22 protein-coding genes and 2 pseudogenes are annotated in these 20,181 nt (G+C 54.3%); 12 read left to right on the forward strand and 12 right to left on the reverse strand.

Annotation, left to right across the window (positions count from 1 at the left end):
* Positions 1–20: 20 nt before the first annotated feature.
* The 6 genes from PCA10_RS28335 (at position 21) to dmpG (ending at position 5,417) form a co-directional block, all read left to right on the forward strand.
* Complete coding sequence (locus PCA10_RS28335) at positions 21–1,010, forward strand: 2Fe-2S iron-sulfur cluster-binding protein (RefSeq protein WP_011077884.1); 990 nt, start codon at positions 21–23, stop codon at positions 1,008–1,010.
* Between the two features lie 23 nt (positions 1,011–1,033).
* A complete protein-coding gene (gene dmpE / locus PCA10_RS28340) occupies positions 1,034–1,816 on the forward strand; it encodes a 2-oxopent-4-enoate hydratase (protein WP_011077885.1) in 783 nt (260 codons plus the stop codon).
* 111 nt (positions 1,817–1,927) lie between these two features.
* Positions 1,928–2,368, forward strand: a complete 441-nt coding sequence (locus tag PCA10_RS29935) for a bacteriohemerythrin (protein ID WP_011077886.1) — start codon at positions 1,928–1,930, stop codon at positions 2,366–2,368.
* Positions 2,369–2,768: 400 nt separating this feature from the next.
* The gene (locus PCA10_RS28350; protein ID WP_231866712.1) at positions 2,769–3,497 is read left to right on the forward strand and encodes an MCP four helix bundle domain-containing protein; all 729 of its coding nucleotides are present in this window, start codon (positions 2,769–2,771) and stop codon (positions 3,495–3,497) included.
* 16 nt (positions 3,498–3,513) lie between these two features.
* Entirely contained in the window at positions 3,514–4,398 is an 885-nt protein-coding gene (locus PCA10_RS28355) for an acetaldehyde dehydrogenase (acetylating) (RefSeq protein ID WP_231866713.1), read from the forward strand.
* A gap of 8 nt (positions 4,399–4,406) precedes the next feature.
* Positions 4,407–5,417 (forward strand): 4-hydroxy-2-oxovalerate aldolase, encoded by a 1,011-nt coding sequence (gene dmpG, locus PCA10_RS29940; RefSeq protein WP_019367563.1) that lies wholly within the window; start codon positions 4,407–4,409, stop codon positions 5,415–5,417.
* 300 nt (positions 5,418–5,717) lie between these two features.
* On the opposite strand, the gene PCA10_RS29950 is transcribed toward dmpG, so the two are convergent.
* The 3 genes from PCA10_RS29950 to PCA10_RS28365 are packed head-to-tail and all read right to left on the reverse strand — an operon-like array spanning position 5,718 to position 7,304.
* Entirely contained in the window at positions 5,718–6,107 is a 390-nt protein-coding gene (locus tag PCA10_RS29950; protein ID WP_016502314.1) for a hypothetical protein, read from the reverse strand.
* A complete protein-coding gene (locus PCA10_RS28360; RefSeq protein WP_011077890.1) occupies positions 6,088–6,885 on the reverse strand; it encodes a hypothetical protein in 798 nt (265 codons plus the stop codon). The genes PCA10_RS29950 and PCA10_RS28360 overlap by 20 nt, the downstream gene beginning before the upstream one ends.
* Before the next feature lie 8 nt (positions 6,886–6,893).
* Positions 6,894–7,304: a helix-turn-helix domain-containing protein gene (locus PCA10_RS28365; RefSeq protein ID WP_016502315.1), complete on the reverse strand. Its 411-nt coding sequence runs from the start codon at positions 7,302–7,304 to the stop codon at positions 6,894–6,896.
* Between the two features lie 115 nt (positions 7,305–7,419).
* On the opposite strand from PCA10_RS28365, the gene PCA10_RS29955 reads away from it, so the two are divergent.
* The 4 genes and pseudogenes from PCA10_RS29955 (at position 7,420) to PCA10_RS29960 (ending at position 10,568) form a co-directional block, all read left to right on the forward strand.
* Positions 7,420–7,626 carry a DNA-binding protein gene (locus tag PCA10_RS29955; protein ID WP_016502316.1) on the forward strand — a complete coding sequence of 69 codons (207 nt, stop codon included), beginning with the start codon at positions 7,420–7,422 and terminating at the stop codon, positions 7,624–7,626.
* A gap of 293 nt (positions 7,627–7,919) precedes the next feature.
* Positions 7,920–8,900, forward strand: a complete 981-nt coding sequence (locus PCA10_RS28370; protein WP_011077862.1) for an IS5-like element ISPre1 family transposase — start codon at positions 7,920–7,922, stop codon at positions 8,898–8,900.
* A 146-nt stretch (positions 8,901–9,046) separates the two neighbouring features.
* Positions 9,047–10,088, forward strand: a pseudogene (locus tag PCA10_RS28375) (putative bifunctional diguanylate cyclase/phosphodiesterase); the annotation flags it as partial.
* 210 nt (positions 10,089–10,298) lie between these two features.
* Positions 10,299–10,568 carry a hypothetical protein gene (locus PCA10_RS29960; RefSeq protein ID WP_011077892.1) on the forward strand — a complete coding sequence of 90 codons (270 nt, stop codon included), beginning with the start codon at positions 10,299–10,301 and terminating at the stop codon, positions 10,566–10,568.
* A gap of 143 nt (positions 10,569–10,711) precedes the next feature.
* Here PCA10_RS29960 and PCA10_RS28380 read toward each other — a convergent pair whose 3' ends face one another.
* From PCA10_RS28380 to PCA10_RS28395, 4 genes are read right to left on the reverse strand one after another with little or no spacing between them, the layout of a single operon-like run.
* Complete coding sequence (locus PCA10_RS28380) at positions 10,712–10,987, reverse strand: type II toxin-antitoxin system RelE/ParE family toxin (protein ID WP_016502317.1); 276 nt, start codon at positions 10,985–10,987, stop codon at positions 10,712–10,714.
* Positions 10,987–11,259, reverse strand: a complete 273-nt coding sequence (locus PCA10_RS28385; RefSeq protein WP_016502318.1) for a CopG family ribbon-helix-helix protein — start codon at positions 11,257–11,259, stop codon at positions 10,987–10,989. The genes PCA10_RS28380 and PCA10_RS28385 overlap by 1 nt, the downstream gene beginning before the upstream one ends.
* A 13-nt stretch (positions 11,260–11,272) precedes the next feature.
* A complete protein-coding gene (locus tag PCA10_RS28390) occupies positions 11,273–11,686 on the reverse strand; it encodes a hypothetical protein (RefSeq protein ID WP_016502319.1) in 414 nt (137 codons plus the stop codon).
* A 6-nt stretch (positions 11,687–11,692) separates the two neighbouring features.
* Positions 11,693–12,433 carry a GIN domain-containing protein gene (locus PCA10_RS28395; RefSeq protein ID WP_011077894.1) on the reverse strand — a complete coding sequence of 247 codons (741 nt, stop codon included), beginning with the start codon at positions 12,431–12,433 and terminating at the stop codon, positions 11,693–11,695.
* Between the two features lie 231 nt (positions 12,434–12,664).
* Between PCA10_RS28395 and PCA10_RS28400 the strand changes: the two genes are divergently transcribed.
* Together PCA10_RS28400 and PCA10_RS28405 are read left to right on the forward strand one after the other, a co-directional pair.
* On the forward strand, positions 12,665–13,225 hold the full coding sequence (locus PCA10_RS28400) for a recombinase family protein (protein WP_011077895.1): 561 nt from the start codon (positions 12,665–12,667) through the stop codon (positions 13,223–13,225).
* A 3-nt stretch (positions 13,226–13,228) separates the two neighbouring features.
* Positions 13,229–14,500, forward strand: a pseudogene (locus tag PCA10_RS28405) (DUF4158 domain-containing protein); the annotation flags it as partial.
* 86 nt (positions 14,501–14,586) lie between these two features.
* On the opposite strand, the gene istB reads toward PCA10_RS28405, so the two are convergent.
* The 5 genes from istB to PCA10_RS28430 form a co-directional block, all read right to left on the reverse strand.
* A complete protein-coding gene (gene istB / locus PCA10_RS28410; protein ID WP_013100941.1) occupies positions 14,587–15,336 on the reverse strand; it encodes an IS21-like element helper ATPase IstB in 750 nt (249 codons plus the stop codon).
* On the reverse strand, positions 15,224–16,903 hold the full coding sequence (gene istA, locus PCA10_RS28415; RefSeq protein WP_011077898.1) for an IS21-like element IS1162 family transposase: 1,680 nt from the start codon (positions 16,901–16,903) through the stop codon (positions 15,224–15,226). The genes istB and istA overlap by 113 nt, the downstream gene beginning before the upstream one ends.
* A 206-nt stretch (positions 16,904–17,109) precedes the next feature.
* On the reverse strand, positions 17,110–18,357 hold the full coding sequence (locus PCA10_RS28420; protein ID WP_011077899.1) for a three-Cys-motif partner protein TcmP: 1,248 nt from the start codon (positions 18,355–18,357) through the stop codon (positions 17,110–17,112).
* 19 nt (positions 18,358–18,376) lie between these two features.
* Positions 18,377–19,120, reverse strand: a complete 744-nt coding sequence (locus PCA10_RS28425; RefSeq protein ID WP_011077900.1) for a phage Gp37/Gp68 family protein — start codon at positions 19,118–19,120, stop codon at positions 18,377–18,379.
* A 29-nt stretch (positions 19,121–19,149) separates the two neighbouring features.
* Positions 19,150–20,121: a site-specific integrase gene (locus PCA10_RS28430; protein WP_011077901.1), complete on the reverse strand. Its 972-nt coding sequence runs from the start codon at positions 20,119–20,121 to the stop codon at positions 19,150–19,152.
* Positions 20,122–20,181: the final 60 nt, after the last annotated feature.

Genomic DNA, 20,181 nt, shown 5'->3' on the forward strand with positions numbered 1-20,181 from the left:
TTTGCCAGAAAGGGGACGGCATGTACCAACTCAAAATTGAAGGGCAAGCGCCAGGGACCTGCGGCTCAGGGAAGAGCCTGTTGGTCTCAGCACTTGCTAATGGTATCGGATTTCCGTACGAGTGTGCATCGGGAGGTTGCGGAGTATGCAAATTCGAGTTACTCGAAGGGAATGTCCAATCAATGTGGCCGGATGCTCCAGGACTTTCTTCGCGAGATCGTGAGAAGGGCAACCGCCATCTTGCATGCCAGTGCGTTGCGCTCTCAGACCTGCGGATCAAAGTCGCAGTGCAGGACAAGTACGTCCCAACGATTCCAATCTCAAGAATGGAAGCGGAAGTTGTTGAGGTCCGGGCGCTAACTCATGACCTGCTGTCCGTGCGATTACGCACTGATGGGCCAGCAAATTTCCTCCCCGGCCAGTTCTGCCTAGTAGAGGCAGAGCAGTTGCCAGGCGTGGTTCGCGCATATTCAATGGCGAATTTAAAGAACCCCGAAGGCATATGGGAGTTCTATATTAAGAGGGTACCCACAGGACGATTTAGTCCTTGGCTTTTCGAAAATAGAAAAGAAGGCGCTCGTCTATTTTTGACGGGACCAATGGGCACATCTTTCTTCCGTCCAGGGACCGGCCGAAAGAGTCTTTGCATTGGCGGCGGTGCCGGGCTCTCGTATGCGGCCGCTATTGCACGCGCCTCGATGCGCGAAACAGACAAGCCGGTAAAGTTGTTCTACGGCTCAAGAACTCCGCGCGACGCTGTTCGGTGGATCGATATCGACATCGATGAGGACAAGCTTGAGGTCGTCCAGGCAGTTACGGAAGACACGGATAGCCTTTGGCAAGGGCCCACTGGTTTTATTCATCAGGTTGTCGACGCAGCGCTGCTTGAAACCCTACCGGAATACGAAATTTATCTTGCCGGTCCACCGCCTATGGTCGACGCTACTGTCCGTATGCTGCTCGGCAAGGGTGTTCCACGCGATCAAATTCATTTTGACGCATTTTTCTAACACCTATGGAGAGTTGCAAGAATATGGAGCCACAACAAATTGACTCGCTCGGAAACGAGCTCTATGAAGCGCTGATTAAGCGTACCCCGCTAAGTCCGCTTAGTTCGCGAGGTTTTGATATCAGCATTGAAGATGCCTACCAAATCCAGCAACGTATGACGGCGCTGCGAATTCAAAATGGCGAAAAAATCATCGGACGGAAGATTGGTGTAACAAGCAAGGCAGTGATGAACATGCTTGGTGTGCACCAACCGGACTTCGGCACCTTGACGGACGGCATGGTTTGCAGCTCTGCGGAACCAATACGTATGGAAAACCTTATTCAGCCCAAAGCTGAAGGTGAAATTGCCTTCGTCATGAAGAAGGACCTAATGGGGCCGGGTGTCACTGCAGCTGATGTATTGGCGGCAACAGAAGGCGTCATGGCTTGTTTCGAGATTGTCGACTCACGTATCAAGAACTGGGAAATTAAGATTCAAGACACCGTGGCTGACAATGCATCGTGTGGCGTTTTTGTTCTCGGCGACCGGCTGGTTGACCCCGCAAGTATAGATCTTTCCTTGTGCGGGATGGTCTTAGAGAAAAACGGTGAAATAGTGGTCACTGGAGCTGGCGCCGCCACCATGGCCTCACCTGTCAACGCTATGGTTTGGCTAGCGAATACTCTAGGACGACTTGGGATTCCTCTGAAGGCTGGCGAGGTCGTTCTCTCTGGCGCATTAGGTGCAATGGTGCCCGTTCAGGCAGGTGACAATTTACGGGTGGCGATTGGCGGCATTGGCGGTTGCACGGTTCGATTCGTCTAACGAACTATTGATACAAATATGCCAGCTTCCTATCAAAAGAAAGCTGGTGTAGGACGAGCTTTCTATCGTCTAGATTGCTTTGATCAATAGTTACGTTTAAGGTGGAATGTAATGGATGAAAAAACAGAATTTGCATGGGACGATTCCTACTTGTTAGGGCACCATGCCATGGATATGGTTCACCGTGAGTTTGTTGACCTGTTGCAGGCAGCCTTGACGGCACCGAATGCAGAACTGCCCAACGTGCTTGCCGACATCGCCCGTCACGCAGAAGGTCACTTTGCACAGGAGAACGAATGGATGGAGAGCCAAGGGTTTCCAGGTGGCGACTGCCATATAGACGAGCACAACAAAGTACTGGCTTCTATCTATGACGTGCAGGAAAAAGTAATTCAAGGTGATATTGCAATAGGACGAAAACTGGCGAAAGCCCTGTCCGAGTGGTTCCCCGACCATGCGTCTTTTATGGATTCTGCTCTCGCAGCGTGGCTAGTAAAACGTACGTACGGTGGCTCGCCGATTGTTCTACGACGTGCAATTCAAAGATCTTAAAGTGTGCTAGTTGTTCACGTAAGAATTATTTCGAAAGCAGAAAGTTTATTTTGTGAATATTAAATATGTTCCGATGAATCATAAAGTTAAATAAATGCAAATTTTGTTCGGAAGTCCACAAAAGTCTTTTGGAAAAAAAGAACCGATATAGCTCAAAAAGATGAAGAAGGCCATAAGCCTATTGCGGAGAGCATAGCCAGTGGCGATGGAAACTGCCCCAGTTCAAAAGAGTGGCTCGTCCTCTACAATGTATCGTTGTTTCTAGAAGGCTTTTATAGACTTGCTCAGCGCATTTTCAGGCGGTTAAGAATGCAAAAGGCTGATCTAAAATTGCGCGAAATAATTCGCTTTTATTAAACGGTTTTGGTGTGAGTGTGCAAAAATCATGTATTTGCGGAACATGCGTATTGGTACTCGACTGTGGACAAGTTTCGGGATAATTCTCGGGATTTTGGTGTTGATGGTCAGAATCGGCAATGGTCTTAATGCGAAAAACAAGCAAAAGCTCCTCAATGCATTGGAAGTATCCAACAAGAAATCAATTAGCATTGGTGTAATGAAGAGCGCGTTGACCGAGAAAAGTGTAATTGTCCGCACCATCAGCCGGCAGTCTGACATTGAGAACATTCAAAACATCAACGCGCGGGTTGCCGAAGAAAATAATCGCTACGCCGTTGCAAATAATCAGTTAACAGCGCTTGGTCTAAATGAACGCGAGAAGTTCATAATTGACCAAATCAATCGTCTTGACACCGAGATCCTTGGCCATTTTGATAAGGTCACGAAGCAGATCCTTGCGTCTGACGCCGAAGGCGCAGAAAAAACCATTTTTACTAACATTGACGGGTTGGTGCAAAGTGTATTGGCCGAGATGGACAAACTTGTAGCTTTGCAGGATTCCTCAGCTTCTGAAATCCTGGCGACCTCAGTGGTAGATGACGATCGTCTCATGGTGTTAACTGCTTTTATCGGAACGATTTGTTTGCTTATCGGTGGCGCTTTCGCCTGGATTATTACGCGTAGTATTACTAAACCCCTAAATGCTGGTCTGTTTGAAATACAATTTTTAAGGAGTACTCAACGTGGCAGATACAGGCAGAGCAAAGGTAGCAATTATCGGGTCGGGTAACATCGGTACTGACCTCATGATTAAGATCCTGCGTCATGGAAAGTTTTTAGAAATGGGCGCGTTGGTGGGCATCGATCCTGCTTCAGATGGCTTAGAGCGCGCAAAGCGCATGGGTGTAGCAACAACAGCTGGCGGTATCGAGGGACTTCTTGAGATGCCAGGATTTTCTGATATACGCATTGCCTTTGATGCAACGTCTGCTGGCGCGCATCACCGACACAACAAATTGCTACAGGAAAAAGGTGTGCGCGTTATTGATTTAACGCCGGCCGCAATTGGTCCTTATGTTATTCCAGCTATTAATTTAGACGAGCAATTGTCCGCTAAGAATATCAACATGGTGACCTGCGGTGGGCAAGCTACTATTCCAATTGTGGCGGCGATTTCTAAAGTTGCGAAAGTACATTACGCGGAGATCGTTGCATCTATTTCTAGTAAATCTGCGGGACCTGGAACGCGCGCAAACATTGACGAGTTCACTGAAACTACTTCGCGGGCGATTGAAGTTCTTGGCGGAGCATCGAAAGGAAAGGCGATTATTGTACTGAATCCTGCAGAACCGCCTCTGATTATGCGTGACACAGTCTTTGCATTGTCTGACATTGCTAATAAATCGGCCGTTGAGGACAGTATTCTGGAAATGGTGGAGAGGGTGAACTCTTATGTCCCAGGGTATCGTTTGAAACAAAAAGTCCAGTTCGATATCTTTGACGAGAAAAATGCACTTAACCTACCAGGTATTGGCAGAAAAGCAGGCTTAAAGACCTCTGTGTTCTTGGAGGTTGAGGGCGCGGCGCATTACCTACCAGCATACGCTGGTAACCTCGATATTATGACCTCGGCCGCGATGGCCTGTGCTGAGCGCATGGCTCAAACACAATTGGTTGAAGAAACGGCGTGAGGCTAACCATGAGCAATAAAAAACTTTATATTTCTGACGTGACCTTGCGTGATGGTAGTCATGCGATTCGTCATCAGTATAGCCTTGACCACGTGCGTAAGATTTCTAAAGCTCTTGACGATGCACGAGTCGATTCAATCGAAGTAGCCCACGGTGATGGTTTGGCAGGTGCCAGCTTTAATTATGGCTTTGGTGCGCATACGGACGTGGAGTGGATCGCTGCGGTTGCTGAAACGGTTAAGCATGCCAAGGTAGCAACCTTACTTCTTCCCGGAATTGGTACCCTGCATGACTTGCGTGCCGCATACGATGCCGGAGCGCGCGTAGTACGTGTAGCTACCCATTGTACCGAGGCAGATGTGTCGAAGCAGCATATTGCTGCAGCACGCGAACTTGGTATGGATACCGTTGGCTTCCTGATGATGAGCCATATGACAACGCCACAGAAGTTAGCGGAACAAGCCAAGCTAATGGAAGGCTATGGTGCCACATGTATCTATGTCGTCGACTCCGGCGGTGCGCTAACAATGGATGGTGTCCGTGATCGTTTTAGAGCCTTCCGTGAGGTGTTAAAGCCTGAAACAGAGCTGGGTATGCATGCTCATCACAACCTTAGCTTGGGAGTGGCAAACTCCATTGTTGCCGTGGAGGAAGGCTGCGATCGAATCGATGCTAGCTTAGCTGGTATGGGCGCAGGTGCGGGTAATGCGCCACTAGAAGTGTTTATTGCAGCAGCCGATCGACTCAGTTGGAACCATGGTTGTGATGTATATGGATTGATGGATGCCGCTGATGATATTGTCCGGCCGCTTCAGGATCGCCCTGTGAGGGTTGACCGTGAAACGCTGGCTCTCGGTTATGCTGGCGTATACTCAAGCTTCCTTCGGCATGCTGAAGCAGCTTCCGCAAAATATGGCATTAAGACGGTTGATATTCTTGTCGAGCTGGGCCGACGTCGAATGGTAGGTGGTCAAGAGGACATGATTGTCGATGTCGCACTTGATTTAGCCAATAAATAAACTTAACGCTTTTCGCACCCCATAATGTCGTACGCTTTATGGGGTGTTTTCCTTCTGTTTTGCGGCCGTTTTGGGAGGGATTTAATTATTCCGGAAAAGAAGCCCATAATTAATCCGGAAAATGCGGGTTTAAGTGAGTTTAAACGAATCGAAGCGGGTTGTTCGGAGGCTTTGAAGGCGGATTTTATTTCGGATGGTGGTAAAAAGGGCCATTGACGAAACGATTGGCGAAGCATTGGCGAAACGATTGGCGAAACTCCGGCTGCTGCGAGTTCCCGTGCAAACCTTTCACTTAGTCCGTCATTTCAGTCTGTCAGCCTGGGAGCCAAGGGCCGCAAATCCGAGTATTCCCAAGACACCGACAACCAGAGCAACGCCACTGATACCGCTCGGAAGGTATTGACTGCCCATAGCTAGTACCAAACCAATAAGGCCGGATATCACAGCCGCCTTGGTAAGTCGTTCCTTTTGAGCATTACGGGCCTGCTGCTGAAAGAAGGCTAACACAGGCCGTCCGCAGTTCCAGCACCCCGGTGCATTCCACCAGGTGCGCTGACCGCACTGAAATGGGCAAGGAACAACATTGGGATCATCCTCACGCATGAAGGGCGTCGGCGGCTCAACGATCAAATCCCCATCTAGCCTTCCTACCTGGACGTTGTTGTTCCCTTCAATTTGTTGATTCGCCATACATAGCCTCCAATGCCCTGCGAAGATAGCCCACCCAGTGGCGAAACTCTGCATCCGTCATGTGTCGCCGCGATTCCTTGCCGGTAACAATCTCGCGCTGCATCGTCGCATAGTCGTCATTCCAACCCAATTGAGCCAAGTAGTCCGTTTCGATTTTGAAGAGATGGCCACGCGTGTGCATGTAGGCTTCACCTCTAGCTGCCCTATCAATTCGTCCCTGCTGAGTGTTATTGAGCTTCGCCTCTAGCCAATGGATGACTTCAGGCGCCATTGATTCGTCAAATAGCCAGATATCCCTCCAGCTCTTCGGAGCAAGACCAAATGCCTTTGCTAGTTCTCCGTATAGAGCGCCAAACTTGAACGATTTACCAAGGCGCTTGTGGCGGTATTCGTTAATCTGCTTGATTAGGCTTTCTATACGTGCCCTGAAAGCGGGGTCGGCCCCTATAGATCCAAATGGGGCGGCTATCTCAATTCTCGGCGCTTTGCTGGCGTGAACCGTCACGCGACCAACCGCACCGCCAATCTGCACGTTACCGCTGCCCTTGATTGACTGGTGAACCACCCTTTCCCCAGCGACCTGCGTATTGTTATCGCCCTCTACGGACTGCGATGGAAGAGACTTTCCCCTTCGTGTCTTGTTGGAAGGTAACGCAGGTGCATCCTGGATCATCTTCACAGCATCCAGAAAAGCAGCGCCTGGTGAAGGTGTGTCAGGCTTCTTCGACGACCGGCCTACTACAGGAAAGCGAATGATGTTCGACTTTGTATTTGTCATGGTTTCTCCTACGCTGCGAGCTCGATAACCTGACGGATCGTGTCTGAATCAATGTGCTGCTGGGAGGAAAAAGAGCGGTACAACATCACGATGGCGCGGGCTTTCTTTCCTGCGGAAAGACTCTTATGCATCTTCGTCAGCAATAACTCCATGCCCTCAATAATCTGCGAGAGCAGCTCTTCGTCGATTGGTGTTGTAGATGCGGCGTGAGCCTCTTCCATCCGGTCGCCTGATAGAACATAAAGAACATCGAGCCCCTTCTTCATGAGCGTTTCTAGGTAGAGAGCATCGGGGAACCGCTCGCCATTCTCGTAGTTGAACTGGGTTTTCCGGCTTACTCCCGTCAGCGCGCACATCTCAAGCTGCGAGAGACCCAAGCGGTCGCGCTCACTCTTCAGTCTTTCCCCAATGGCTTGCATAATAAATTACCCATAATTTGGTAAATAGATACCGCTATCGCTTGACAATGTATAAATTTTTACCCATCATAGCAACAAATAACCCATTCTTACGCATTCTACTCTAGGTGACGACATGAAAACGCTCAGAACCCCCCAACAAGTGCTGGCGGACTTCGAACATCGCGGAATAACGATTTCCGGCTGGGCAAGGTCTCATGGTTTCTCGCGTGATGTTGTGCGCTCTGTTTTATACGGGCGCGTCAAAGGCCTCTACGGCTCCGGGCACAAGGTTGCGGTGCTGTTGGGCCTTAAAGATGGCGTCATCGACGAACTGAAATAGGCGGTTGTAGCTATACCAGAGATAACCTCAACAAATAGACCGCCATGAACCTGTCCGTACCGACCCCAAACACCTCGCGAGCTCCCGCTATATCCGTATTAAATGCGGTGAACAGCGATTGGCTGACCGCCGATGATTTCGCGAGGTTGGCCGGGATTGATATCCGCGCTGGTCAAATTGCGCTGCGAAAAGCTGTAGATGGCAAACCTTGGCGCGGATGCTATTTAGGGAAACTCTGAAGAAGACTTCCAGATTTTGGCAAAATACCCGGATTCCACCCGCTGAGTTTCCCCATGAAGCAGATGACCTTCGCTGACGCCGAGTACGCCGGTAAGCGCAAACAAACCCGCAAAGAGTTGTTCCTGATCGAGATGGATCGGGTGGTGCCGTGGAAGGGTTTGATTGCCTTGATCGAACCGCATTATCCCAAGGGTGAAGGCGGTCGTCCGGCCTATCCGCTGATGGCGATGCTGCGCGTGCACCTGATGCAAAACTGGTTCGGTTACAGCGATCCAGCGATGGAAGAGGCGCTGTACGAGACCACCATCCTGCGCCAGTTCGCGGGGCTGAGCTTGGAGCGTATCCCCGATGAAACCACCATCCTCAACTTCCGTCGTTTGCTGGAGAAGCACGAACTAGCCGCCGGCATCTTGGCTGTCATCAATGGCTATCTGGGCGACCGAGGGCTGTCGCTGCGCCAAGGCACGATCGTCGATGCCACGCTGATCAATGCGCCGAGTTCGACCAAGAACAAGGACGGTAAGCGCGACCCGGAAATGCATCAGACCAAGAAGGGTAACCAGTACTACTTCGGCATGAAGGCGCACATCGGTGTCGATGATGAGTCGGGCTTGGTGCACAGCGTGGTGGGCACGGCGGCCAACGTGGCCGATGTCACCCAGGTCGATAAGCTGCTGCACGGCGATGAGAACATGGTCGGTGCCGACGCGGGTTACACCGGCGTCGAGAAACGCCCTGAACATGAAGGCCGGGAGGTCATCTGGCAGATCGCCGCCCGCCGTAGTACTTACAAGAAGCTTGATAAGCGCAGTGCTTTGTACAAAGCCGCGCGCAAGATTGAGAAGGCCAAGGCTCAGGTACGAGCCAAGGTCGAGCATCCGTTCCGGGTGATCAAGCGCCAGTTCGGTTATGTGAAGGTGCGCTTCCGTGGTCTGGCGAAGAACACGGCGCAACTGGTGACGCTGTTCGCGCTGTCGAACCTGTGGATGGCGCGCCGACATTTACTGGCGAATGCAGGAGAGGTGCGCCTGTAATGTGGGAAATGGCTGCCGCGAGGTGCTCGCGGCGGCTAAAAACACAGAAATAAGCGGGTGATCTGAGCGTTTTTGATCGATTTGCCGCTTTTAAAATCGGCAGGGGCTGAAGTCAGCCAGAAATACACAACTACTTCAGACCATCCTTAGCTGCCCTTTCCGCCGTCTACATCATCGATGGCATAGGCATTAATATTTCCGCCAGTATCGGTGTGACGCTCTATCCAAACGATAATGAGAATGCCGATACACTGCTACGTCATGCCGATCAGGCTATGTATAAGGCCAAACAAAGTGGCCGTAACCGTTTCCATTTGTTTGATGTATCAAAAGATAAGATGGATAAATCAGCTTTTGATACCGTAATACGGGTTCGCCAAGCGTTACATGATGGTGAGTTATGCTTGCATTATCAACCAAAAATAAGTTTGAGCAGTGGGGCAGTGATTGGTTTTGAAGCGCTATTGCGTTGGCAGCATCCGCGAGATGGACTTATATTACCGCAGTATTTTATACCGTTGATTGAGCAGAGCGATCTGATCATGGAGATCGGCGAGTGGGTCATAGATCAGGCGCTCAGTCAAATAGAACAATGGGCGGACTTGGGTCATTCGTGGTCTGTGAGTGTAAACATTTCAGCATTACATTTCAAAAAAGAAAACTTTGTAAAGTCCCTAAAGTTTTTGCTGGACAGCCACCCTAATGTTTTGCCGCAGATGTTGGATATTGAGATTACCGAATCAGTGGTGATAGAACACTTATCACATGTCACTCAGTGCCTCATTGCTTGCCAGGATCTGGGTGTGACATTTTCGTTGGACGACTTTGGAACCGGGTATTCATCGCTGAGCTACCTTAAACAACTGCCCACGCAGTCAATCAAGATAGACAAATCTTTTATACGCGACATACTCATCGATAAAGACAGCTTGGGGCTGACTAAGGCGATCATCGGCCTAGCGAAATCGTTTAACCGCGAGGTTATTGCTGAAGGGGTGGAAACGGTTGAGCACGAAGTGTTGCTGATGAACCTAGGTTGTGATGTAGCGCAAGGCTATGGTATTGCGAAACCCATGCCGGTAGAAAAAGTGCTATCTTGGGTGGCGAAGTTTGTCCCTGCTCATTTATCTAGAGGGGGTAATAGATAAACCGCACCGTCCACGAACTGATTGCGTCGTCGCAACCTAGTGGATTGAGCGGTTAATTCATTTATCCACCGGTAACGATATACTGTGCGTCCAATGCCATGGATTGGTTATGCGCATGGCTCGACCGACTTTCCCCATTCGCTCGAAATATATTTTTTATGATACACTATCCCAGCTGTTATTTTCTGGAACAATGAAATAATTAATATTATCATAAGCAACAAATCGATAATAATAAAGAGGATCATATATGTCGGATCAAGAGTTAATACTAGAGCAACTCCGTAACGTGAATTATGATAAGTTAAGCAAACAAGATATCGTAACAATGCTAGATGCAGGGGAACAGACTCTAGAAAATATGGCAGCATCAAGAAAAACTGCCATTGATATAATAGCAGAGGCAATGAACCAAACAAAGAATACGCTTGAGGCACTTGATTATTCTGGAAAGGTAGAAGTTGAAATCAGGAAAAATCTCAGCATACTGAGAGAGCTACTGATGACTGGCGATCTATAGTCCCCTAGACTGGGCGAATTAGCACAGGAGGTTGGCCTTGGATTAGGGGAGCCTACAGAATTCGGAAAAAATCGTACGCTAAGGTTTTCTGATCAGTCGTAGGCTCGCCAGTTTGATGTATTCCGTTCCTGGCCCAGCCAAACCTATCGGTCTTCGCGGGTGTGCCACAGGCGCAGTAGGTAGATAGTGGAATCCACTATCTCGTAACGCATCTCGTAATGGCCGATCTGAATTCGGCGCACATCCCGTGGATCGAATTCTTCCAGGCGTTCGCCAATGCGCGGGTTGGCCAGCAGCGTGGAAGGTGCGGCTGTGAGTTGCTGCACTGTTCGTGCGGCGGCAGGCTGATTCACCGACGCCAGAAACTCATACAACCGGGCAATGTCGGAAAGCGCCTTGCTTGTCCACTTCAACTCCATCAGCGCGGTACCGGCAACGGAGTGTCAGTGCTGAGGCTTTCAGCCCAGGCCTGGACAGCTTGATGATCGATCACGCGACCAGCATCCACATCGGCCAATGCCTCACGGGTCAGGCGACTACGTTCTTCTTCCTGGTCTATCCAGGCGGCCAGAGCCTGCTTGACGATCCAGTTCTTGGAGCGTTCCAGGCGCTCAGCCATCAAATCGACCTTTTCGGCCAGTTGCACAGGGACGTGAGCCGTGACGGATCGGGTTTTCGCGGTGGTTGCCATGATGGGGTTACTCCTAATCAATGGTAGGTACAAGGTGCATGCTCTGCCGGCGTTCAGTAACCGCCGCTTCCGATGCCATCCGGCGCAGAGTGACGGCATGTTCGCTGGCCTGGCGGGCACCGGCCTCATCGCCATTAGTTTTGAGCTTGTTGGCCTGCCATTCAGACGCTTCAGCGCCGGCAAGTAACGACGTGGCCAGCGTTACTTTTGGACGAGACTTTTCACGCTGCTCCTGCGCGCCTCGCTGACGTTCGACAACCTGCGCGGCCTCGTTGGCCGTGATACGCAAGTTGGTGCGAGCAATGTCAAAGCTGCCATCGGCGTTTGTGGCCTCGGGCGCTTCGAGGCAGGTTTGCATCGAATCCACTGCCGTCAACAGCTTGTCGATCTGCTGCAACAGCTCGGTTCGTTCTTGGTCATTCTTCATGGAGCGTCACTTCTTCTTGAACTTGATGTCGCCTGAGCCGGCAACGGAATGGTCGCGGGTCGGCGGGTTACCGCGCACCACGATGTCACCGGAACCCGCCACGCGTGCCTTCACTGAGTCGCTGACATAGGCGTCGATATCACCGGAGCCGACTACCGACAGTTTGGCGGACGTAGCGACCAGCTCGCTGGCGTCCACGTCGCCCGAACCGGCTATCTCGGCGTCCAGAAGACCCACGCGACCAAAGGCCGTGATATTGCCCGAACCTTGGATGCCTAGATCGAGGACGGTCTGCTGAAGGTCGTACAGGGTCACGTCGCCACTGCCCTTGATGCGGATACTGGGGGCTTCAGGCAATGCGATTCCAACGATGCTTCGCCCCTTGGACTGCATAGTGACGCCGCCGTGGCGTCCACCGACATTGATCGTTCCGCCCACGAAAATGTTGCCGGTACCAGAAACGTGAATATTGCCCCCATAGCCGCTAATGGAAATGCCCTCCTGCTCGATGATCAGCTTGTCACCCTCGAAGCGGGTCTTGATGTTACGAATGGCTTCCACGTTTTCCCCTGCCACGACCAGGTGCGCTGATGACGAGCGAAAGAACACAACATCAACCGCCCCCTTGATCACAATTTTGCTAACTGGGTGGATGGGGCGCTCTTCCTTCTCGTAGTTGGCAGCACGCTCCCATGCGGAATCGCGATGGTTGGCATCCTGGTGCGTCAAAGGGCTGGATTGGCTCATCATCTATCCTTTGTGATTTATTTTGAGTGACTTTACCATAGCTCGACTCAGGGTTAATCATAGTTAATAATAATGAGCTGTCAATCGATCCGTCAGGTTGGGCTATACCCTAACCTGATGTCAGGTTGTATTATGCCAATGCGTCAGAATAGAGTGGTGTTCTGATATTTTTGACACCTGCGTGCCAAGATCATAGATTTCAACCTGACAAATCTAACCCTTGGAGTCATTTTGCAAGGACAACGCATCGGTTATGTCCGGGTCAGCAGCTACGACCAGAACCCGGAACGCCAACTGGAACAGACCGAGGTGAACAAACTGTTCACCGACAAGGCCTCCGGCAAGGACACCCAACGTCCGCAACTGGAGGCTATGCTTGGCTTCGTCCGCGAGGGTGATACCGTCGTGGTGCACAGCATGGATCGTTTGGCCCGCAACCTCGATGACCTGAGGCGTCTGGTGCAAAAGCTGACCCAGCGCGGCGTGCGTATCGAGTTCCTGAAGGAAGGCCTGGTGTTCACCGGCGAGGACTCGCCCATGGCCAACCTGATGCTGTCGGTCATGGGGGCCTTTGCCGAGTTCGAGCGTGCCCTCATCCGCGAGCGACAGCGTGAGGGTATCGCTCTGGCCAAGCAACGCGGTGCTTACCGGGGCCGCAAGAAAGCCCTGTCTGATGAGCAGACAGTCGCAGTACGACAGCGTGCCGCTGCCGGCGAGCAGAAAGCCCAGTTAGCCCGTGAGTTCGGTATAAGTCGGGAAACCCTCTACCAGTACCTACGCACGGATGACTAATACATGCCCCGTCGCTCGATACTCTCAGCCTCTGAGCGCGACACTCTGCTTGCACTGCCGGAAAGCCAGGACGACCTGATCCGCTACTACACCTTCAACGAGTCCGACCTGTCGCTGATCCGTCAGCGCCGGGGCGACGCCAATCGCCTCGGCTTTGCCGTGCAGCTCTGCCTATTGCGCTACCCCGGTTACGCGCTGGCCAGCGACAGTGTGCTGTCCGATCCGGTCATTGAGTGGGTAGCCCGACAGGTTCAGGCGACCCCTGAGAGTTGGGCGAAGTACGGTGAGCGTGATGTGACCCGCCGTGAGCATGCTCAGGAGTTGCGCATCTACCTCAGCTTGCTGCCGTTCGGGTTGTCGGACTTTCGCGCCCTGGTACGCGAGTTGACCGACCTGGCCCAGCAGACCGACAAAGGTCTGTTACTGGCCGGACAGGCCCTGGAAAACCTGCGTCAACAACGGAGGATCTTGCCAACGCTGACGGTCATCGATCGGGCCTGTTCCGAAGCCGTGGCGCGAGCCAACCGTAGGGTCTATCGAACATTGATTGAGCCGCTGAACCAGCAACACCGCAACAAGCTCGACGAGCTGCTGACCATCAAAGCTGGCAGCAACAGCACTTGGTTGACCTGGCTGCGACAGTCTCCGCTGAAACCGAATTCGCGGCACATGATGGAACACATCGAGCGGCTGAAGATCTTTCAGCTGGTGGCCCTGCCCGAGGGTCTCGACCGGCACATCCACCAGAACCGTTTGCTCAAGCTGGCCCGTGAGGGTGGGCAGATGACGCCCCAGGATCTCAGCAAGTTCGAGAACGAACGGCGCTACGCCACCCTGGTGGCAGTGGTGTTGGAAAGCACCGCAACGGTGACCGATGAGCTGGTGGATTTGCACGACCGCATCCTGATCAAGCTGTTCAGTAGCGCCAAGAACAAGCATCAGCAACAGTTCCAGAAACAGGGCAAGGCGATCAACGATAAAGTGCGCCTGTATTCGAAGATAGGCCAGGCCTTGCTGGAGGCCAAAGCGTCGGGGGACGATCCCTTCGCCGCCATCGAGGCCGTCATCCCTTGGGACGAATTCGCCCAGAGTGTCACCGATGCCGAGCTGCTGGCCCGCCCCGAGGCCTTCGACCATCTGCACCTGGTCAGCGAGAATTTCAACACGCTGCGCCGTTACACTCCGGCCTTTCTGGAGGTACTTCAACTCCGTGCCGCACCGGCAGCACAACGCGTGCTGGATGCCGTCCAGCAGCTGCGCGAGATGAATGCGGATTTCGGTGAACGTGACCGCTCATTTCGCTAACAACGTGACCGGTGGCTTCACCCGATTGCGCGGGGTTTAAATTCTAACCGCATCGGTCACGATGCGGCTTCTTCCTCCGTGTTTTTCCTCCGTAGTGACTCGCCTTTCATCACGATTCGGTAGGCGTTGTGTACCAGGCGATCGAGCAAGGCGTCGGCCAGCGTGGGGTCGTTGATCCAGCCGTGCCAGTGCTCGACGGGAAGCTGGCTGGTCAGGATGGTGGAGCGGCTGCCGGCGCGGTCGTCGATCACTTCCAGCAGGTCATGCCGGGCATTTTCCTCCAGCGCCGCCAGGCCCCAGTCGTCCAAAATCAAGACATCGACCTTGGCCAGCTGTTGCAGGGTGCGCCCGAAGCTACCGTCGCCGTGGGCGATGCGCAGTTGCTCCAGCAGGCGCGGGGTGCGCAGGTACAGCGCGCTGTAGCCCTGGCGACAGGCTTGGTGGCCCAGGGCGCAGGCGAACCAGGTCTTGCCGACGCCGGTCGGGCCGGTCAGCAGCAGGTTGTGCCGTTGACGGATCCAGTCACCACTGGCCAGGGTCGCGATCAGGCGCTCGTCCAGCGTGCGGCCACGGCGCCGGTCGAGGTCTTCCAGGCAGGCGCTGGCGTACTTGAGCTTGGCCTGTTTACGCAGCCGCTCCAGGCGCTTGTCGTCGCGCCAGGCCAGCTCGCGGTCGAGCAGCAGGCCGAGGCGCTCATCGAAGCTCAGGCTGTGGCTGGCCGGCAGCGTCCATTGTTCTTCCAGTGCTCGGGCCATGCCGCCCAGCCGCAGTTGGTGCAATTGGCTCAGGGTGTGTTGGGTCATCATCGAACAGCTCCTCTTGGGTGTAGTAATCGGCGCCACGGACGTTCTCGTGACTGCTGGGTTGTGCTGCCGGCGTCGCGGGCTTGGGCAGTGGTTGCTGGTCGAGGCCTTGCTTGAGCAGGTTGCGCACGGTGCGGCCGTTAAGCGCCCGCAGTTGCACGGCGCGGCTGGCCGCCGCCTCCAGGCGCGCGTTACCGTACTGGCGCGCCAGCGAGAGCAGGCCCAGGCAGGCGCGATAGCCCATCTCCGGGTGCGGTTTGTGGGTCAGTTGGTGCTCGACGATCTGCCGGGTTTGCGGGCCGATTCGCTCACCCCAGTCGAGCAGGCGCTGCGGCGTCCACTCGCGGTGCGCCTTGTGCGAGGCCGGCATGTGTTCGCTCTGGGTGCTGTAGGCGCCGCGCCGCTGAAGTCGCAAGTGGCTGGCGACCCGCCGGTTGCCGTGCAGGACTTCCACGGTATGCGCGCTCAGCCGCACATCGACGCTCTGCCGGGCCAGGGCCGAGGGTACGCTGTAGAAGCCGCCGTTCACTTCGATGTGGTAGTCGATGTTGACCTTGCAGCGCTTGAAGGTCACCACCTCGTAGGGATGCTGTGGCAGCGGCCGCAGCACCGGTTGATCGAGCCGCTCGAACCACTCCCGGCGGCAGCCATCGAGCTTCTTGAACGGGCGCTGGTTCAAGTCCTCCAGCAGCTTGGCAATCGCCTGGTTGAGCGCGTGCAGGCTGAAGAACTGCTGGTGGCGCAGCCGCGCCATGATCCAGCGTTCGACGACCTGTACCGCCACCTCGGCCTTGGCTTTATCCTGCGGCTTACGCGGCCGCGCCGGCAGCATCACCGTGTCGTAATGCCGGGCGCACTCCAGCGCGGCGCGGTTCAAGCCCGGCTCGTAGCGGTCGGGATGGGCGATCAGGGCGCGCGGGTTGTCCGGCACCACCATCTCGCTGACCCCGCCAAAATAGCTGAATGCCTGACCCAGCGCGGTCAGCCAGTCCACCTGGGTTTCCCCCGGCGTGGCGCAGGCATAGGTGTAGTTCGAGGCCCCCAGCGCTGCGACGAAGATATGCGCCCGGCTGATCTCGCCGGTGGCCGGGTCGATCACCGGCAGCGTCGGGCCGGCGTAGTCGATGAACAGCTTCTCGCCGGCCCGGTGCTGTTGACGCATCGAGCGTTTGAGGGTGCTGGCGTAGCGGCGGTAGTGCTCGACGAACTGGGTATAGCGGTAGGTCGGCTGCTCGGGATGGGCGGCGACGTACTCCTCCCACAGCAGTTGCAGGGTGACGCCCTTGCGCCGCAATTCGCGGTGGATCGTGATCAGATCCGGCAGCACCCGCTCGCCGCGGGTCTGGCGAACCCTGGCAGTGGGCAACAGTGCCGCCGCCAGCGCCACCTCATCCAGCACGGCCAGCGCCGGCCACTCCATCCCGGTTTCAGCGGCTGCGGTGACGTACTTACTGACGACGCCCTTGGACAGCTGCAAGGCCCGGGCGATCTTCTCGTGAGAGAGGCCGCCCTCGAACTTGAGGCGCAGACATTCTTTGATATTACGCATGGCTACTCGCTGCGCCGCCATCCCTCTACTCCCCGAAATCGGGCGAGGGTGACGGTCGCGTCAGGTCATGCGCAACGGGGTGGAAGCGTTTCGCTAAGCCGTGACCGACGATTTCGGTAAGTCGTGACCGCCTGTTTCGGAGCAGGCTGGAAATCGGTCACGTTGATAGCGAAATGAGCGGTCACGCGTTAGCGAAATGTCCGGTCACGATCTACCGAAACAGCCGGTCACGGTGGGCCGAAATACGCACTTGTGCCTTTGCGACGCTTCGTTTTTCCATCTTTGTCGACCGCAAGCACATCACCTGTAGCGATCGCCATATCCAGGGCCTGCTTTACACGTAGCTCGTCCGCCATTGTGTAATTCGTCAGCCCGGTCATTAGTCCGCGGAACGGCTGCCGCTCACGGTCATAAATTTGCCTGGGGAGGAGCTCTGATAGCTCGCCACGGATACGGTCGTCCGTAGCATCGTCAAAGTGGTGTTCGTCCAACAGAAGATCAGGCTGCCCAGTTACGGCGATATCGCGATTGGCGTCGTAACCGAAAAAACTGGACGGTGACAGCATATGGGAAAAATTATTGCCGTACTTCCAGTGGATCTTCTTCATCACATCATTAGCACGGTAGTTGTTTGCCAGATGGATAAACCAATAGGCCATCGGGTTGTTGCCGGCTGGGCGGATGAAAAAAACCGTCATGTACTCCGCGCCACTTTCTTGCTTGATGCCCTCTGACAGAAAGCGCTGGATGATGTATTGCCAGTTTCGAGGCTGATGAGCCTTCAAATCCTTCAGCGTGCTCCATGGCACATGGTGATCTAGGCCAATATTGGAAATGGCTTTGCGATTGGCTTGTCGGTCAGCAAGGTACGTCACCAGGAAGTCGACGTTGAAAGTGAGCAGAACCTCGGCACTGCTCAGGTTCTGGAAGATCCATTTGATTCTGGGGAAAGGAACGTCGCCGTATCCGTACTGATCCAGCAGGAAGAGCACACGCTCACCTTTACCGAACTGTTTCAGCTTTTGCGCGATGATTGGCAGGGCCTGAGTGAATTCGGCGGTATGCAGGTGTACATCTTGACCCACTCGAGGAGCATGACCTCGAGTGGCCAGCACAGAATGCAGGCAAGCAATGTTCTCAGGCTTCACATCCACGAAGTGGTGCTGCGAGCGTATGGTGCGGGGCTTGATGCGATCCTGGTTATTACGCACCTCTGATTCTTGTATGGCTTCCAGTGCGATCACTGGAGAACCGAAATGGGTGCCGCCAGCACCGTCATGGTAAATGCCGCCACCGCTGAAGCCATCAACGATGGACAGGCCCAGCTCCGGCATCAGTTGGTTCCGCATCAGTACATCGATGTAGGCCTGGATGTACTCATCAATAATCTGGTGTTTGATCTTGCTGTGCGGATCAATGGTCGGGAATGTCTGAGTTAACCAGTCCCAACGATACTTCTCGTCATCCTTGGCCATCGCTATTCCTTATTTTGTGTCAGGCGAGGTTGAGCAGCGGAATTTCATCCCAGGTCTGGCCGTTCAACAGCCGCCCGTTGGCCTTTTTCGAGCGTTTTACACCATCGGCACCCCAGCCACCCCATTGCTTGAAGAAAAAGGCTGAGCCGAAGGCATCGCACTGCTTATGGATACTGTCGACCCACTCTTGCTTCATTGGTCGAGCCTTGGGGCCAGACTCACCACCAACAATCACCCAATGGATATCGGTCAAGTCCAACTCGCCCAAGTCCTCCAGTAGTGGCTCAACAGAGAGGAAACGAATCGTGGCGTCTATACGGCGCAGGCAGTCGATCCTGGGCACTCCATATTCGCGATCCTCGACCGACACCCCCAGCCACGCATTCGCAGGTGGAGTCCGAGTACTGAAATATGTGGCCAAGCGTTCGGCGCGCTTGGTGAGTATCTGAAATGTGTGCTGAGACGCCTTCCGAATTACCTCGAAAACCTGATCGATGTAATCGTCTGGTACGTGTTCGTGGAACAGGTCGGACATCGAGTTTACGAAGTAGATGGTCGGCTTCTTACGCTGTAGTGGTTCTTGAAGCTTCTCCGGCCGCAGGCTCAGACGAAATCCATTTTCATAGCCGGATGTGCCCATAGCCTGTAGCCGGTGCGCCATGTTCTCGGCATAGCAATGCTTGCAGCCTGGAGATACCTTGGTGCAGCCCACCACCGGGTTCCAGGTCATTTCCGTCCATTCGATGCTGGTCTGCGTACTCATTGCACCTTTACTCCTGTCGTGCGTCGATGTTAGTGAGAAGCTGCCAGCAGAGTCAAAGTGCCAGCATTCAGTTCAAGGGCGGGCTTTGCCGCCAGGCCGCCAAAGGAGATGGCGGGATCGATATAGCGCATGGCTGACTTGATGTCCTTCCAACCCACGTAGGTCATCAGTGCCTTGAGATCCCAACCATTGGCCGTGGCCCAAGTGGCGAAGCCGCGGCGCAGCGAATGGCTGGTATAGAGCTCGGCCGGGATACCTGCGCGTTGCAATATCTGGCGTAGCAAGCTGATCAGGCTGCCGGGGTGCAACGCTCTGTCGTTCAGGTGCCCCCAGCGATCCAGGCGGCGGAACACGGCCCCTCGTGCTATGCCGGCGACACTGATCCAGTCGAGATAAGCCTGTACCGGGCAGAGGCGTTTCAGGGCTGGAGCGTAATGGGTCGTGCCAATGTTCTCCCGATCACCCTTGCTCTGCGGCAAGAACAAAGTCATACCGGCGCCGACCTCGACTTGGACATGCTCAACCTGCAGGCGGCAGAGCTCGTCGCTGCGGAATCCCCGCCAGAAGCCGATCAGCAATAACGCCATGTCGCGCCGGCTTCGCAGTAGGCTTGCCAAATCGCCCGACTGCTGAGCGCGTTCGGCCTCTTGACTCAGCCACTGAACCGCCTTTTCTAAGTGCTGCAACTGCAGTGGGGCTGCCTGCTTAGCCTGCGCCGGATGCAGGGTGCGGATGCCCTTGAGTACCTGGCGCACCGTAGGTGTTTTGGTCGGATCAGGAAAACCCTGGCTGATGTGCCACTGGGCCAGGGCGGCCAGACGATGTTTCATCGTACTGAGGCTCAAGGTGTCGGCGTAGTCCACCAGGTAGCGCACGATGCTGTCGCCGGTCGCCGGCAGGAAGCCGCCCCAAGTCACCTCGAAGTGTTCGACGGCCGACTGGTAGCTGCGGCGGGTGTTTTCCCGCGTGCCGGCTTGCAGATAGCGCTCGACGTCCTTCATCGCCTGGGTTTGCCCTTTGTGTACTGGGAAACGACCGCGAAGCAGTCATTTTTGACCATC

This window comes from Pseudomonas resinovorans NBRC 106553, assembly GCF_000412695.1.
In the GTDB taxonomy this organism is placed as follows: Bacteria; Pseudomonadota; Gammaproteobacteria; order Pseudomonadales; family Pseudomonadaceae; genus Metapseudomonas; species Metapseudomonas resinovorans_A.